Source organism: Halomonas sp. DP3Y7-2 (genome assembly GCF_019800795.1).
GTDB classification, from domain to species: Bacteria; Pseudomonadota; Gammaproteobacteria; order Pseudomonadales; family Halomonadaceae; genus Halomonas; species Halomonas litopenaei_A.
The window spans coordinates 632800-648298 of record NZ_JAHVKJ010000007.1; the positions used below are offsets into that span (position 1 = coordinate 632800).

Genomic DNA, 15499 nt, shown 5'->3' on the forward strand with positions numbered 1-15499 from the left:
GAAACAGGATGCAAGCCTTGTTCTATACCGGGCATGAGCGCATGGCGCTGCAGCAGGCGGAACCTCAGCCCCTGGCGCCGGGCGAGTCACGGGTGCAGGTTGAAGCAACCGGTATCTGCGGGTCGGACCTGCATGCTTATCATGGCCATGATCCGCGCCGTGTTCCGCCGATGATTCTGGGTCACGAGGCGGCCGGAAGAGTGGTCGAAGGTGCCTGGAAGGGGCGACGAGTCACCATGAACCCGCTGATTGTGTGCGGACATTGTCGCTACTGTCGCTCTGGGCGCCAGAATCTGTGCGAGAACCGCAGCATGATTGGCATGAACCGGCCGGGAAGCTTTGCCGAGTCGGTCACTATCGCCGACAGCAGCCTGATCGAGCTGCCTGCCACCTTGAGTGCCGAGGTAGCGGCCATGACCGAGCCCGTGGCAACGGCATTGCACGGCATTCACCGTCTTGAGCGAGTGCTCGATCGGCCGTTGGCCGAGTCCAGCGTACTGGTCATCGGTGCCGGAGCCATCGGGCTGATCACCGCACTGGTACTGCGCGGACGTGGGGTGCGCTCCCTGCGCATCGCTGACCTCAACCCACTGCGGCGCGAGACGGCGGAAAGAGCGGGACTCGAGGCGCTGGATCCACTCTCAACCGCGCCAGGCGAAAACTCCGTGGAGGCCGTCTTCGACTGCGTGGGGGCGGGGCCGACTCGCCAGATGGCGGTGGCCTGTACCCGTCCTGGCGGAGCGATCATGCACCTGGGGCTTCAGGATAATGCAGGCGTCACCGACACCCGTGCCATCACCCTGAAGGAGCTCAGCTTTCTGGGCGCCTACACCTACAGCCTCGAGGATCTGCATGCTGCGGTAGCGCTGTTGGACGCGTCGGCGCTGGGAGAGCTGAGCTGGGTGGAGCATCGGTCCCTCAGCGAGGGGGGCGACGCCTTCCATGCACTGGCCAATGGACGCACCGGTGCCGCCAAGATCATCCTGCATCCCTGAGCCGCTCCGACTCGGTGCGGGGTATGCGACGAAAGTCGCATCGTGGTGATGAGGGTACCTCCCGCGGGGTAGCAGGCACTGTCGCAACAGGTGGTGTGATCACGCCACGCCGCCGAACAGGGCGGGCTTCGACGCTCGGCAGGGCATAAGCTTACACCCCGCATGTCGCCGGTTCTCTTAATGGATTCAGGTGCTTGCTTTAACGCTGCACTGCACAATTTACTGTCGTTGCCCTCTTGTGCAGACCGGCCAGTAGAGGTAACACTGGTGCAAACGACAATAACAAGAACCCATAACAAGCAATCGCTATAACGTTGGCCACATGGGAGATCCATTGTGAAGATTGGAGCACCGAGGGAACGGCACAAGGGCGAGGCGCGGGTAGCGCTGACGCCCGAAAGCGCCGGACACATTCAGAAGCTGGGGCACGAATGCCTGATCGAGACAGGCGCGGGTGAGCTGGCCGGATTCAATGATGCGGCCTATGAAGCGGCTGGCGTCACCATCGTCGACAGCATGGAGGCGGTGTTCGAGCAGGCCGATGTGGTCGTCAAGGTGAGGGAGCCACAGCAGCAGGAATCCGATCTGCTGCGCTCTGGCCAGACGCTGATCAGCTTCTTCTGGCCGGCCCAGAATGAAGACATGCTGAACACCTGCAAGGACAAGGGCGCCAGCGTCATTGCCATGGACATGGTGCCGCGGATTTCCCGCGCCCAGAAGATGGATGCCCTGTCTTCCACGGCCAACATCGCGGGTTATCGCGCCGTGATCGAGGCGGGCAATCAGTTTGGCCGCTTCTTTACCGGCCAGGTGACCGCCGCTGGCAAGGTGCCGCCGGCCAAGGTACTGATCATCGGTGCCGGTGTCGCGGGTCTTGCTGCCATCGGTACCGCCACCAGCCTGGGTGCCGTGGTGCGCGCGTTCGACGTCCGTCCGGAAGTGTCCGAGCAGATCGAGTCCATGGGCGCGGAATTCCTGTTTCTCGACTTCGAGGACTCTCAGGATGGCTCCGAAAGCGGTGGCTACGCTGCCCCCTCGAGCCCCGAGTTCCGCGAGAAGCAGCTGGAGCTGTTCCGGGCGCAGGCACCCGAGGTGGACATCGTCATCACCACCGCCCTGATTCCTGGACGCCCAGCGCCCAAGCTGTGGCTCGAGGATATGGTCAAGGCCATGAAGCCCGGCTCGGTGGTGGTCGATCTGGCCGCCGAGAAGGGGGGCAACTGTGACCTGACCGTGGCCGACGAGCGCGTTGTCACCGATAACGGCGTTATCGTGGTCGGTTATACCGACTTCCCGTCGCGCATGGCCACCCAGTCGTCGCTGCTGTATGCCACCAACATCCGCCACATGCTGACCGACCTGACCCCGGAGAAGGACGGGCAGATCGTTCATGACATGGAAGATGATGTCATCCGTGGGGCCACCGTGACCCACCAGGGCGAGGTCACCTTTCCGCCGCCGCCGCCCAAGGTCAAGGCGATTGCTGCGGCCAAGCCCAAGCCGAAGGAAAAGGAGCCGACTCCGGAAGAGCGCAAGGCTGCTGAGCACGCTGCCTTCATGAAGCAGACCAAGAGCCAGGTCACCATGCTGGTGGTCGGCGGCGTCATCATGGGCTTGCTGGGTCTGGTGGCACCGGCCTCTTTCATGCAGCACTTCATCGTCTTCGCGCTGTCGTGTTTCGTCGGTTTCCAGGTGATCTGGAACGTCAGTCATTCTCTACACACGCCGCTGATGGCGGTGACCAACGCGATCTCCGGGATCATCATTCTCGGCGCCGTGCTTCAGGTGGGATCCGGCAGCTGGCTGGTCGCCTTGCTGGCAGCCATCTCGGTATTGATCGCTTCCATCAACGTCGTGGGTGGCTTTCTGGTGACACGCCGGATGCTGGCCATGTTCCAGAAGTCCTGAACCGCGGAGAGACGAAATGCTAGGACAACAATTCGTAACCGCCGCGGCGATCGCGGCGAGTGTGCTGTTTATCCTTTCGCTGGGGGGACTCAGCAACCAGGAGAAGGCCAAGCGCGCGGTGTGGTATGGCATCGTCGGCATGGCGCTGGCCGTGTTTTCGGTCATGCTGGGCCCGAACATCGGCAACTATTGGCTGATGATTCCGATGATGATCATCGGTGCCGTCGTCGGCACGCTGGTGGCCAAGCGGGTCGAGATGACACAGATGCCGCAGCTGGTGGCGGCTCTTCACTCCTTCGTCGGTCTGGCGGCGGTGTTCGTCGGCTGGAACGCCGAAATGGAGCGCGCCCGGGTGCTGGATCTCAAGGCCGCAGGCGAGTCCCTCGACGGTCTGTCCGCCTTTGCTGCCACCCTGGCCCACAAGACCGCGGCGGAGCTGACCTTCCTCCAGGTCGAGGTGGTGCTGGGGGTGTTTATCGGTGCGGTGACCTTTACCGGCTCGGTGATCGCCTTTGGCAAGCTGTCCGGCAAGATCGACGGCAAGCCCAAGAAGTATCCCGGCGGCCATGCGCTTAACGCCGGTGCTGCTGCACTCTCGCTGGTACTGGCCATTGCCTACCTCAATGGTGCGGGCTTCTGGACGCTGCTGCTGATCGCTGCCCTGGCGTTCTTCATCGGCTGGCACCTGATCCTCGGGATCGGCGGTGCGGACATGCCGGTGGTGGTGTCGATGCTCAACAGCTACTCGGGCTGGGCCGCGGCCGCCATCGGCTTCACCCTGTCCAATGATCTGCTGATCGTTACCGGTGCCCTGGTCGGCTCTTCCGGTGCCATCCTCTCGTACATCATGTGCAAGGCGATGAACCGCAACTTCGTCAGCGTCATTCTGGGTGGCTTCGGTGGCACTCAGGGGCCGGCTCAGGAGATCGAGGGCGAGCAGATCGCCATTGATGCGGGCGGCGTGGGTAGTGCCCTCAATGATGCCGACAGCGTCATCATCGTGCCGGGCTACGGCATGGCGGTGGCCCAGGCGCAGAATGCCGTCAGCGAGTTGGTGCGCAAGCTGCGTGCTGCCGGCAAGGAAGTGCGCTTTGGCATCCACCCGGTAGCCGGACGTCTGCCTGGCCACATGAACGTGCTGCTGGCCGAGGCCAAGGTGCCTTACGACATCGTGCTGGAGATGGACGAAATCAATGATGATTTCGCTTCTACCGATGTGGTGATCATCATTGGCTCCAACGACATCGTGAACCCGGCGGCTCAGGAAGATCCCAACAGCCCCATTGCCGGCATGCCGGTACTCAGGGTGTGGGAAGCCAAGCAGGTGTTCGTGTGCAAGCGTGGCCAGGGTACCGGCTATTCCGGTATCGAGAATCCGCTGTTCTACAAGGAAAACACGCGGATGTTCTACGGCGATGCACGAGCCAGCATCGATTCGCTGGTACCGTTGATCGATTGATCTGAGAGGCCCCTGCTGCTTAAGGGGCCCGCCGACGCCCCTCTTTGTTTGAGGGGCCCGCCGACGCCCCTGTTGAAGGGGCGTTGTCGTTTTTCGGTATGGGGTAGGCAAGGTCTGGATGATGCGTCTCGCTGCGGGTCTATTATTCGGTACAATCCTTGTGGACTCATCGACTGCGGAGCGAGCATGACCGACAAGGACACCCGGGTAGCGGTGCTGGGAGGGGGCAGTTTTGGCACGGCGCTGGCCAGTATCGCGGCCGACAACGGCTGTCAGGTGCGCCAGTGGCTTAGGGATGCCTCGCTGGTAGACAGCATCAACCGCGATCATCGCAATCCCCGCTACTTGCCCGACTATGCCATCAATCCTCGGGTAGAGGCGTCCACGCAGCTTGAGTGGGTGCTGGAGGGGGCCTCCCTGGTGCTGGTAGCGATTCCTTCCAAGGCGTTTGCCGACGTCGTGAGACAAGCTCGCACCTTTCTGACGCCGGAGCAGATCCTGGTCAGCACCACCAAGGGCATCCAGGAAGAAGGCTTCAAGCTGATGAGCCAGATTCTCGAGGATGAGACCGGCTTTACCCATGTAGGCGTCCTGTCTGGACCCAATCTGGCATCGGAGGTGGCTCAGAAACAGCTGACCGCCACCGTGATTGCCAGCCACGACGCCGAGACCCGTGCCCGTGTTCAAGCGGTGCTTGGCTGCGACTACTTCCGTGTCTATGCCAGCAATGATCGCTATGGCGTGGAGCTTGGCGGCGCGCTGAAAAACATCTATGCCATCGCCGCCGGCATGGCCGCGGCGCTGGGCATGGGCGAAAACACCCGCAGCATGCTGATGACCCGGGCGCTGGCCGAGATGAGCCGCTTCGCGGTGTCTCAGGGGGCTAATCCCATGACGTTCCTGGGACTCGCTGGAGTGGGTGACCTGATCGTGACCTGTTCATCGGAGCTGTCGCGCAACTATCGCGTTGGCTTTGCCCTGGGCAAGGGGCAGTCCCTCGACGATGCGGTGGCATCCCTTGGCCAGGTGGCCGAAGGCGTCAATACCGTTAAGCTGGTACGTGACAAGGCCGATGCCGAAGGGGTCTACATGCCGTTGGCGGAGGGCCTGTACCAGGTGTTGTTCCGCGGTGTCCCGGCCAGAGACATGGCCAAGCTCTTGATGCGCAACGAGCAGAGCAGCGACGTCGAGTTTGTGCTTCCGCGGGAAGACGTCAAGCAGGACCGTCGTGACACGGAGGCTCGTCATGGCTGAGCTGTTGATCATGCGTCACGGTGAGGCCGCCCCTGGCTATCCTGATCACGAGCGACGTCTGACCGAGCGCGGAGAAGATGAAGCACGTGCCATGGGTCGCTGGCTGGCTGACCGCAGCGATATCGATGTGGCGAACCTGCGGATCCTGGCGAGCCCGTTCGTCCGCGCCCAGCAGACGGCGGCGCTGGTGATGGAGATGCTACCGGGCAACATCAGCATGGATACCCTGGAGATCATCACGCCGGATGACCCGCCCGAGGCAGCGGTGGACTGGCTGACCCTCAACGCCGGTGAGGCGCCGCTGCTGCTGGTCAGCCATATGCCGCTGGTGGCATGTCTGACGGGGCTGCTGGTCGAGGGTCGAGAGCAGGCCGGAGTGGGCTTTGCCACTGCCGCCATAGCGGAGCTGGAGGCGGATATCTATGCCGCGGGCTGCGCGCGCTTGGTGTCCATGACCCACCCGGCTTCGCTTGCCTGATGTCCTTGCGTACGTCTGCCGCCCTGGGCGGCTCACTTTCTCGGCACAGGAATGACCATGAGTTTTATCGTCAACAATCGTATCTATGTCAACGAGGGTTTCGAGGCGGAGTTTGAAGAGCGCTTTCGTCGTCGAGCCGGTGAGATCGACGCGCAGCCAGGCTTCATTGCCATGCGTGTGCTGCGCCCACTCGGTAACCAGGCGCCATACGTGGTGGAAACCGAGTGGGAAAGCCAGGCCGCCTTTCGTGCCTGGGTCGGCAGCGATGACTTCAAGCGTGCCCACGACAACCCGCTGCCCGCAGAAGCGACCCGCGAGGGTGGCGGCATCGAGCAGTTCGAGGTGGTCGAGGGCACGCAGGCCAGCCGCTAAGCCAGCCCCGGGCCAGCCTCTGAATTAGATCAGCCCATTGATCCGCAGGATAAACACGCCTAGCGTCACGCTGATGCTGGCCATCAGGGTGGTCAAGGCAATGATGTTGGCGGTCAGCGTCTCGTCGCCGCCCATGGCCTTGGCCATGACGAAGGCGGCGGCGGCGGTGGGGCTGGCGAAGTACAGAAACAGCACGCCGAGCTCTGGCCCGCGAAACCCTGCCGCCATGGCCCCCAGGGTTGCCAGGAGCGGAATCACCACCATCTTCGCCAGGCTCGCGCTGACGGCGGTGCGGTAACTGTTTTTCAGCGCTCGGGTCGAGATGGTGGCGCCGATACAGATCAGGGCCAGGGGCAGCGTCAAGGAAGCAAAGTAGTCACCGCTGGTTTCGAGCCAGGCGGGCAATTGAATGCCCAGGGCCGCCAGCGGTAATGCTGCCACCACGGCCAGGATCAGTGGGTTGGTCAGGATGTGGCGGAGGATGCTTTTCCAGTCGATGGCCCGACGCTCGCCATGCTCATCCAGCTGGTAGGCAGCCAGTACCACGACCGACAGGATGTTGTAGCTCAAGATCACCACGCTCAGCAGCAAGCTGCCCAACGACAGCCCGACATCACCGTACATGCCGGCGGCAAGCGCGAGCCCCACTACCCCGCAGTTGCCGCGGAAGGCGCCTTGCACGTAGACGCCACGCCGATGGCGCTTGACCTTGAGCGCGGCATAGCCCCAGCTGAGGATGAAGCTCGCCAAGGTGGCCAGGCCGAAATAGAGCAGCATCCAGGGGTTGAGGGTCTGGGCGATGTCGGTATGAATCAGGCTGAGGAACAGCATGACCGGCAGGGTGCCGCGGAAGACCAGCCGAGAGGCGGTGTTGACGAAGGACTGGTCGATCCAGCCCAGGCGCTTCAGGCCGATACCGATAAACACCATGGCGAATACCGGCAGGCTGATGTTCAGCGTCGAGACAAAGACGTCGAGCAGGGTCATGGGTGCGCTTGAAAGCCTCCGTGTCAGGCGCTGATTCGTCCATGAGATGTCCCACGACGGAGCTGGGTGCGCGCCTTGAACTTTGGTCTCAATCTACCATAACGCCTCTTGTCAGTCAGGACGCAAGTGTCTAGCTTGTACTTTGTATGATGTATGACTTGAGGGCGTCGAGACCCTCACGTCTCGCCATGTGAAGTGTGATGCGACAGGTGTTGCGAAGACGCAACGACATGAAGACAGGAGGACGTCCCGGTGAAATTTACCCATGCACAGGTCAAGCAGGCGATCAGCGATGGTCTGCTGTCATTTCCCGTCACCGATTTTGATGACCAGGGCCGCTTTGATGCCGACAGCTATCGTCAGCGCCTTGAGTGGTTTATCAGCCATGAGATTTCGGCGGTATTCGTGGCTGGCGGCACGGGAGAGTTCTTCAATCTCTCGATCCAGGAGTTTCGTGAGATTGTGCGTCTGGCAGTGGAAGTGGTTGACGGCAAGCTGCCGGTGATTGCCAGCGCAGGCCTCAGCGTGGCGACCGGGAGTGAATTCGCCCGCATTGCAGAAGAAGAGGGAGCCGACGGCATTCTGCTGATGCCTCCTTACCTGACCGAGTGTCCCCAGGACGGCCTGGTGGAGTATGCCGGACAGATTTGTGCGTCTACCAGCATCAGCGTGATCTACTACAACCGTGGCAATGGGGTGCTGAACCCTCAGTCGGTGAAGCGTCTGGCCGATGCCCATCCCAATCTGGTAGGGCTCAAGGACGGCAAGGGCGACATGCAGGCGCTCAACCGGGTGATCAAGACCGTCGGCGAACGCCTGGCCTACGTGGGCGGAGTGCCGACTGCCGAGATCATCGCCGAGTCTTACCTGGCCATGGGGGTGAATACCTATTCCAGTGCGGTGTTCAACTTCGTGCCGGACATGGCGGTGACCTTCTACAAGGCACTGCGCGGCGGTGATACCGACACCGTGCGCAAGATCTCCCGCGAGTTCTTCCTGCCATTCGTTGCCCTGCGTGACAACAAGGCTGGCTACGCGGTCAGCCTGATCAAGGCCGGCACCGACCTGATCGGCCGTTCGTCCGGCTCTGTGCGTGCGCCGCTCGAGATGCCGACGGCGGACGAGCGCAAGCAGCTCGAACAGCTGATCGAGCGCGCCCGTTCCTTCTGATTCTCCTGGCGGAATATCCGCCCCCGGCCCTGCTTGCAGGGCCAAGCACGAAGCCACCCACAACCATTTCAATCAGGTGACTCCATGAGCATGCCAAGACTCTCCATTACCCTGGCCACCACCGCTCTGGCGGCCTCTATGGCCCTGTCGAGCAGCGTGGCACTAGCCGCTGACGGTCCGCTGCGCGGCAACATTCGCGTGGTCATCGGCTCGAGCTCCACCGGGGGCGATACCTACCAGAATTCCGCCATCGTGGTCGACCAGCTGTCCGAGGCGCTGGACCTGAACATGAAGGTTGATGCGGTGGGTGTCAGCGCCGCCTATCGAGCCCTGGATCGTGACCCCCGTGGCAATACCCTGATGATCTTCCACGATCAGGCCTATCTGGGTAATCAGTATGGTGTCGAGGGCTACAAGGATCCGTTCGAGAACTACATCATCGGGCCGACCATCGCCATCAATCCCGGCAACGCCTACCTGGTACCGAAGGATTCGCCGTACCAAAGCCTGGACGACATCATCGAGGCGGTAGGCAGCGGCGAGACGGTACGTGTGGCCATTCAACCGGGTGGCGTCTCGGAGATCGGCTACACCGCGCTGAAGAATGCGATTCGCATCGAGCACCCCGGCAGTGAGGAGAACCTGGTAGCGGTGAACACCGGTTCCCAGGCGGATAAGAACCAGCTTTTATTTGATGACCAGGCCGACCTGATCAATGGCTCGGTGCAGGCCAACGAGCAGTACACCCGCCTGCCAGAAGATGACCAGAAGGCGATGCGCTTTGTCTGGCTGACGGCGCGTCACGACACGCTGCAGCAGGCCCATGAAGAGGGACTGGGTCAGACCGATCGCGAGACCCTGCTTCAGTTTGTCGAGCCCAACGTCGAGGTGACAATGGGCGACGCCGGGAACTTCGCCTTCGATAAGGAATTCTTCTTCCTTTACAACAAGGACATGAATCCCGAAATCGTCGAGCAGATCGACGCCACCCTGGCCGAGATCTACGCCGAGGGCGAGATCCAGGAAACCCAAAAGCAGTCGTTCTTTATCCCCGACTTCATGCCGTCCGACGAAGCCCAGGCTCACCTGCGCGAAAAGGCAGATCGTTACGCCGAGATCATCGACAGCATCAAGCCGTGATCCGCTGACCGATCAAGGAGGGCCGGCGGCGACCCGTCGCCGGCGCCTTCACTGTCACCTCATCTTGCAAGGCTCTCCCGACAGGCCTTCACGGAGCCGCTATGGAAACCTCCCCGCTGAGTGTGTCGATCGACTTCGACTCGTCTCATCTGTTTTTTCCCACGATCATTCATTGGGCGCTGGCACTGCTGTTTGCCCTGGTCGTGGTGTTTCGTCTTGTGCCCTTTCTCGCCGCGGTCAAGCGCGGAGAAAAGACGCTGCCGATCATCGGCGAGTCCATGGATGGAGTTCGTTTCTTCGGCACGCTGGTGCTGATTGTCGGCTATTTCGCGCTGATGTCAGTGGTGGGCAACCTGTTTCCCTACACTGGCTATGGCTTCTTGTTCGTGTCCATCGTCTTTCTGTTTCTGATGTCGATGATGTACATGCATACCCGAACCCGCCGCAAGGTGATCACCGCTGCCATCAATGCCGTGGTGGCGCCATCCCTGGCCTGGCTGATCTTCGCCAAGCTGTTCTACATCACCTTGCCGTAGGGGAGCGTTGACCCATGGAAATCCTGTCCTACCTCGATATCACCTTTTTCTTGCTGGCATCGATCGGCACGCTGATTGGTATCATCTTCGGCGCCATACCCGGCATGACCGCGACCATGGCGGTGGCGGTGTGCCTGCCGCTGACCTATGCCCTCGGACTGGAGCACGGCCTGGCGCTGTTGCTTGGTCTCTATGTCGGCGGCATTTCCGGCGGCATGGTACCTGCCGTGCTGCTCAATATTCCGGGAACGCCGTCCTCCATCACCACGACGTTCGATGGTTATCCCATGGCCCAGAAGGGGCTGGGGGAAATGGCGTTGCGCGTCTGCGTGGTGTCTTCCCTGGTGGGGGGGCTGATCAGTGCGATGGTGCTGTTCTTCTTTGCCCCGCTGCTGGCGGAATTCTCGATCAAGTTCTCCTATGTCGAGAAGTTTCTGATTATCTTGCTGGCGCTGACGGTGATTGCGTCGATGTCGAGCAACATGCTGATTGGCATCTTCAGCGGCGTTATCGGTATCTGGCTCAGTCTGATCGGCACCTACAGCCTGTCTGATGGCGGCAACGGAAAGACCCGCTTGATGTTTGATGCTCTTGAGCCCTACCTGGTGGATGGCTTCTCGCTGCTGCCGGTATTGATCGGGATCTTTGGTATCTCGACGATCCTGCTGGAAGCGGAAAAGGGCGTGAAAAGCGGCCTGTCCGGCGCCAAGCTCGACATGGGTAAAGGCGGTGGTTTTTCCCTTGGGCTGTTCAAGGGGCGCCTTACCAACCTGACACGCTCCTCGTTTATCGGCACCTTCGTTGGCATGCTGCCGGGAGTCGGCGGCAGCGCTGCTTCGGTACTGGCCTACACCCAGGAAAAGAACCTGTCTCGGGATTCGAGCGAGATGGGCAAGGGGGCGCCCCAAGGGTTGATTGCCTCGGAGTCGGCCAACAATGCACTCACCGGTGGCGCACTGATACCGCTTTTGTCCCTGGGGATTCCCGGTGACTCTACTACGGCGGTGCTGATTGGTGCCTTCACCCTTCAGGGGATCCAGGTCGGGCCGCTGTTCATTCCTGAAAACCAGGATACCTGGACGGTGATGATGATCGCGCTGGTGTTTGCCAACGTCGTCATGTTTTTCCTGATGTTCTACGCCATCAAGTACATCGCCAGGGTGGTACTGGTGCCCAAGTACATCCTGTATCCCATTATCGTGATGATGTGTGTGGTGGGCGCTTACGCGATCAACTACGGCATCATGTTCGATGTCTGGACGCTGCTGATCTTCGGCATCTTTGGCTATCTGATCGAGAAGATTGGACTGGAGGTCGCGCCGCTGATCATCGGCTTTATCCTGGGTAGCTCCGCCGAGGTCTACTTCGTCAAGAGCCTCGAGTCCTTCGGCACCTACTCCATCTTCTTTACCAAGAGCCCCATTGCGGTCGTGCTGTGGCTATTGATCGCGGCGTCGATTGGCTTCTCCATCGTGCTCGGACTCAAGAGTCGTGCGCGCCAGAAGATGGAACTGAGCCAGGTCACCGGCAGCACCCAGCAAGGAGATCGCCATGACGGCTAACAACCAAGTGAATCAAAGCCGTGTCATCCGCGTCCATCCTAGCGATAACGTGGCGATTGTGGTCGGCCAGGGCGGCTTGCCTGCCGGTACGCGACTGGACGACGGAGTGGTGTTGGGGGTGGATATCCCCCAAGGCCACAAGGTGGCGCTGACCGACATCGGCGAGGGCGAGCGGATCATTCGCTACAACGAGGTCATCGGCACGGCGCTGTCCGCCATTGCTCGTGGTGGCCATGTCAACGAGAACAACGTCCGCCTGCCGATCCCGCCAACCCTTGATGAACTGCCGCTGGCGACCCGTGAAGCGCCCCCCGTGGAGCCTCTGGAAGGCTATACCTTCGAGGGGTTTCGCAATCCCGATGGCAGCGTCGGCACACGCAATGTGCTGGGAATCACCACCAGCGTGCAGTGCGTGGCGGGAACGGTGGATCACGTGGTGGCCAGGATCAAGCGCGAACTGTTGCCGCGCTTTCCCCATGTCGATGAAGTGGTCGGGCTTAACCACAGCTACGGCTGTGGCGTTGCCATCGGCGCGCCTGCCGCGATAGTGCCGATTCGCACGCTCAAGAACCTGGCGCGCAACCCCAATTTTGGTGGCGAGGTGATGGTCATCGGCCTGGGCTGCGAGAAGCTCCAGCCCTCGACCCTGATCGACGATGCGCCGGTCAAGATCTTCGAGCGCAGCGCCGATGCCTTGACGCACGACGAGACCAACGACGATGCCAACGTGCTTAGCCTGCAGCACGAGTCCTTCGAGGGCTTCGGCGAGATGGTCGAAGGCATCATGGAAATGGCCGAGCGTCACCTTGAACGCCTGAACCGGCGTCGTCGCGAAACCTGCCCGGTGTCCGAGCTGACGGTGGGCATGCAGTGTGGCGGCAGTGATGCGTTTTCCGGGGTGACCGCCAATCCGGCGGTAGGCTTTGCCACGGACCTGATCGTAAGGGCCGGCGGTAGTGTGATGTTCTCCGAAGTGACCGAGGTGCGTGATGCCATCCACCTGTTGACGCCGAGAGCCGTCGATCGCCAGGTTGGCCAGGCGCTGATCGACCAGATGGCGTGGTACGACGACTATCTCGCCCAAGGCCAGGCAGACCGCAGCGCCAACCCATCACCGGGCAACAAGAAAGGTGGGCTCAGTAACATCGTCGAGAAGGCGCTGGGATCGGTGATCAAGTCCGGCAACTCCCCCATTGTGGACGTCATCGGCCCTGGCGAGCGACTGCGCAAGCGCGGCCTGACGTTTGCCGCCACTCCCGCCAGCGATTTTATCTGCGGCACCCTGCAGGCGGCGGCAGGCATGAATCTTCAGGTGTTCACCACCGGGCGTGGAACGCCCTACAACCTGGCGATGACGCCGGTGATCAAGGTGTCCACCAACTCCACGCTGGGACGGCGCTGGCACGACCTGATTGACCTGGATGCCGGGCGCATTGCCACCGGCGAGGCCAGCATCGAGGACATCGGCTGGGAGCTGTTCGAGTTGATCCTCGAGGTCGCCAGCGGACGCCACCAGGTCGCCGCTGACCGCCTGGGACTCTACAACGACCTGGTGCTGTTCAACCCTGCGCCGGTGACCTGAGCGCTTCATCCTTTTCGATTCGAACGACCAAGAGGCCATGTATTCATGTTCCCCAAGATCACCAAGATGAACATCGTGCCGGTTGCCGGTGAAGACGGTTTTTTGCTGAACCTGAGCGGCGGACATGCGCCCTGGTTCATTCGCTGCGTGCTGGTGCTGGAAGACGCCTCAGGCAATCGCGGGGTGGGGGAGATTCCCTCCAGCGACGGTATCCTCAAGGGGCTCGAGCAGTGTCGCTCCCTGGTGGAAGGGGCCCGAGTCAATGAGGTCAAGCAGGTACTGAGCCAGGCTCGCCAGGTGCTGTCTCGCAATGGCCCGGAAGAGCGCGGTCGTCAGACCTTCGACCTGCGGGTGGCAGTGCACGTGATCACCGCCATCGAGTCGGCGCTCTATGACCTGTTCGGTCAGGCGCTCGGGATGCCGGTCGCGGATCTGCTGGGCCAGTACGGACGCCAGCGTGATGAGGTCGAGGCACTGGGCTATCTGTTCCTGCTGGGGGATCCGGACAAGACCGACTTGCCCTATCCCAAGGTGGCTGACCCGGTAGACGCCTGGGATGAGGTGCGCTACCAGAAGGCGATGACCCCTGAGGCGGTGGCGAATCTGGCCAAGGCGGCATACGACCGCTACGGCTTCAAGGACTTCAAGCTGAAGGGCGGGGTGCTGCGCGGCGAAGAAGAGGCCGACTGCATCCGAGCCCTGCACGAGGCCTTCCCTGACGCACGTCTGACCCTGGACCCCAACGGCGCCTGGTCGCTGGAGGAGGCGGTACGCGTGCTTGAGCCGATCAAGGATATCCTGAGCTATGCTGAAGACCCCTGCGGTCAGGAAGGCAGCTACTCCGGGCGCGAGACCATGGCCGAGTTCAAGCGTCGTACCGGCCTTGCCACCGCGACCAACATGATCGCCACCGACTATCGCCAATTGAAGCTGGCGGTGCAGCTTAACGCGGTCGACATTCCGCTGGCGGACTGCCACTTCTGGACCATGCAGGGAGCGGTAGCGGTGGGTGAGCTGTGCCATGAGTGGGGCATGACCTGGGGCTCCCACAGCAACAACCATTTCGATGTCTCGCTGGCCATGATGACCCACGTTGCGGCGGCGTGCCCCGGCAACATCACGGCCATTGATACACACTGGATCTGGCAGGACGGGCAGCGTATCACCAGAGAACCGTTCAAGATCGAGGGCGGCAAGCTGAAGGTCCCGACCACCCCAGGCCTTGGCGTCGAGATTGATGATGACAAGCTGATGGAAGCCCACCAAAAGTACCAGCGTCTGGATGTCACCAGCCGTAACGATGCCATGGCCATGCAGTATCTGATCGACGGCTGGGAGTTTGATCCCAAGCGCCCGGCCTTAGTCCGCTGATAGTGCGTTGATAGCGCGCTGATAGTCCGCTGTCAGCGCGCACGCGACCCATCACAGGAGACCTTTTCATGACTCTGCAAGGCAAGCAACTCATTGGCCGCCAGGCCGTGGCGGCCAGCGGCAAGGCCATCCATGCCATCAATCCGGCCACCGGTGAGACCCTGGAGCCCGGCTACGCCGCCGGCTCTAAGGCCGAAGTCGACCAGGCCTGCGAGCTGGCCTGGGCCGCCTTCGATCGCTATCGCGAGACCAGCCTCGAGGCCCGTGCGACCTTCCTCGAGACCGTCGCCGATGAAATCGAGGCCCTCGGCGATATCCTGATCGAACGCGCCATGCAGGAATCCGGCCTGCCCCAGGCGCGCCTGAACGGCGAGCGCGGACGCACCTGCGGCCAGCTCAGGCTGTTTGCCTCCGTCGTGCGTGCCGGCGAATGGCTGGACGTGCGCCATGATCCGGCCCTGCCCGAGCGTCAGCCGCTGCCTCGGGTTGACCTACGTCAACGCCAGATCCCGCTGGGGCCGGTGGCAGTATTCGGCGCCTCCAACTTCCCGCTGGCCTTCTCGGTAGCCGGTGGTGATACCGCCTCGGCCCTGGCCGCTGGCTGCCCGGTCATCGTCAAGGCCCACTCGGCCCACCCCGGCACCTCCGAGCTGGTCGGTCGCGCGGTGCAAAAGGCGGTGGCCCG

Annotated in this window: 14 protein-coding genes; 13 read left to right on the forward strand and 1 reads right to left on the reverse strand. The window is 61.8% G+C overall.

The window, feature by feature from the left end:
• Positions 1-8 precede the first annotated feature (8 nt).
• From KUV45_RS09770 to KUV45_RS09795, 6 genes are all read left to right on the forward strand, one after another.
• Positions 9-995 carry an alcohol dehydrogenase catalytic domain-containing protein gene (locus KUV45_RS09770; protein WP_222162867.1) on the forward strand — a complete coding sequence of 329 codons (987 nt, stop codon included), beginning with the start codon at positions 9-11 and terminating at the stop codon, positions 993-995.
• Between the two features lie 336 nt (positions 996-1331).
• Positions 1332-2903, forward strand: coding sequence for a Re/Si-specific NAD(P)(+) transhydrogenase subunit alpha (locus KUV45_RS09775; protein WP_222162868.1), 1572 nt, complete (start codon positions 1332-1334; stop codon positions 2901-2903).
• 16 nt (positions 2904-2919) lie between these two features.
• Positions 2920-4362: an NAD(P)(+) transhydrogenase (Re/Si-specific) subunit beta gene (locus KUV45_RS09780; RefSeq protein WP_206940911.1), complete on the forward strand. Its 1443-nt coding sequence runs from the start codon at positions 2920-2922 to the stop codon at positions 4360-4362.
• Between the two features lie 186 nt (positions 4363-4548).
• Entirely contained in the window at positions 4549-5616 is a 1068-nt protein-coding gene (locus KUV45_RS09785) for an NAD(P)H-dependent glycerol-3-phosphate dehydrogenase (RefSeq protein WP_222162869.1), read from the forward strand.
• The gene (sixA, locus tag KUV45_RS09790) at positions 5609-6094 is read left to right on the forward strand and encodes a phosphohistidine phosphatase SixA (RefSeq protein WP_222162870.1); all 486 of its coding nucleotides are present in this window, start codon (positions 5609-5611) and stop codon (positions 6092-6094) included. The genes KUV45_RS09785 and sixA overlap by 8 nt, the downstream gene beginning before the upstream one ends.
• A gap of 57 nt (positions 6095-6151) precedes the next feature.
• Complete coding sequence (locus KUV45_RS09795; RefSeq protein WP_222162871.1) at positions 6152-6466, forward strand: antibiotic biosynthesis monooxygenase; 315 nt, start codon at positions 6152-6154, stop codon at positions 6464-6466.
• 24 nt (positions 6467-6490) lie between these two features.
• Here the strand turns inward: KUV45_RS09795 and KUV45_RS09800 are convergent, their stop codons facing one another.
• Entirely contained in the window at positions 6491-7453 is a 963-nt protein-coding gene (locus tag KUV45_RS09800) for an AEC family transporter (RefSeq protein ID WP_222162872.1), read from the reverse strand.
• 252 nt (positions 7454-7705) lie between these two features.
• On the opposite strand from KUV45_RS09800, the gene kdgD reads away from it, so the two are divergent.
• From kdgD to KUV45_RS09835, 7 genes are all read left to right on the forward strand, one after another.
• Entirely contained in the window at positions 7706-8623 is a 918-nt protein-coding gene (gene kdgD, locus KUV45_RS09805; protein WP_206940901.1) for a 5-dehydro-4-deoxyglucarate dehydratase, read from the forward strand.
• An 84-nt stretch (positions 8624-8707) separates the two neighbouring features.
• The gene (locus KUV45_RS09810) at positions 8708-9763 is read left to right on the forward strand and encodes an ABC transporter substrate-binding protein (protein WP_222162873.1); all 1056 of its coding nucleotides are present in this window, start codon (positions 8708-8710) and stop codon (positions 9761-9763) included.
• A gap of 101 nt (positions 9764-9864) precedes the next feature.
• Positions 9865-10299, forward strand: a complete 435-nt coding sequence (locus KUV45_RS09815; protein ID WP_222162874.1) for a tripartite tricarboxylate transporter TctB family protein — start codon at positions 9865-9867, stop codon at positions 10297-10299.
• 14 nt (positions 10300-10313) lie between these two features.
• Complete coding sequence (locus KUV45_RS09820) at positions 10314-11861, forward strand: tripartite tricarboxylate transporter permease (RefSeq protein ID WP_206940895.1); 1548 nt, start codon at positions 10314-10316, stop codon at positions 11859-11861.
• Complete coding sequence (garD, locus tag KUV45_RS09825) at positions 11851-13443, forward strand: galactarate dehydratase (RefSeq protein ID WP_222162875.1); 1593 nt, start codon at positions 11851-11853, stop codon at positions 13441-13443. Before KUV45_RS09820 ends, garD begins: the two co-directional genes overlap by 11 nt.
• A 45-nt stretch (positions 13444-13488) precedes the next feature.
• Positions 13489-14814, forward strand: a complete 1326-nt coding sequence (locus KUV45_RS09830; protein WP_222162876.1) for an enolase C-terminal domain-like protein — start codon at positions 13489-13491, stop codon at positions 14812-14814.
• A gap of 68 nt (positions 14815-14882) precedes the next feature.
• On the forward strand, positions 14883-15499 hold a 617-nt coding region (locus KUV45_RS09835), incomplete at its 3' end, for an aldehyde dehydrogenase family protein (RefSeq protein ID WP_222162877.1).

Bases quoted from the DNA above. Each gene is read 5' to 3' on its own strand.
- KUV45_RS09770 (WP_222162867.1), top strand. From the start codon at position 9: ATGCAAGCCTTGTTCTATACCGGGCATGAGCGCATGGCGCTGCAGCAG.
- KUV45_RS09780 (WP_206940911.1), top strand. From the start codon at position 2,920: ATGCTAGGACAACAATTCGTAACCGCCGCGGCGATCGCGGCGAGTGTG.
- KUV45_RS09785 (WP_222162869.1), top strand. From the start codon at position 4,549: ATGACCGACAAGGACACCCGGGTAGCGGTGCTGGGAGGGGGCAGTTTT.
- sixA (WP_222162870.1), top strand. From the start codon at position 5,609: ATGGCTGAGCTGTTGATCATGCGTCACGGTGAGGCCGCCCCTGGCTAT.
- KUV45_RS09795 (WP_222162871.1), top strand. From the start codon at position 6,152: ATGAGTTTTATCGTCAACAATCGTATCTATGTCAACGAGGGTTTCGAG.
- KUV45_RS09800 (WP_222162872.1), bottom strand. From the start codon at position 7,453: ATGACCCTGCTCGACGTCTTTGTCTCGACGCTGAACATCAGCCTGCCG.
- KUV45_RS09810 (WP_222162873.1), top strand. From the start codon at position 8,708: ATGAGCATGCCAAGACTCTCCATTACCCTGGCCACCACCGCTCTGGCG.
- KUV45_RS09815 (WP_222162874.1), top strand. From the start codon at position 9,865: ATGGAAACCTCCCCGCTGAGTGTGTCGATCGACTTCGACTCGTCTCAT.
- KUV45_RS09820 (WP_206940895.1), top strand. From the start codon at position 10,314: ATGGAAATCCTGTCCTACCTCGATATCACCTTTTTCTTGCTGGCATCG.
- garD (WP_222162875.1), top strand. From the start codon at position 11,851: ATGACGGCTAACAACCAAGTGAATCAAAGCCGTGTCATCCGCGTCCAT.
- KUV45_RS09830 (WP_222162876.1), top strand. From the start codon at position 13,489: ATGTTCCCCAAGATCACCAAGATGAACATCGTGCCGGTTGCCGGTGAA.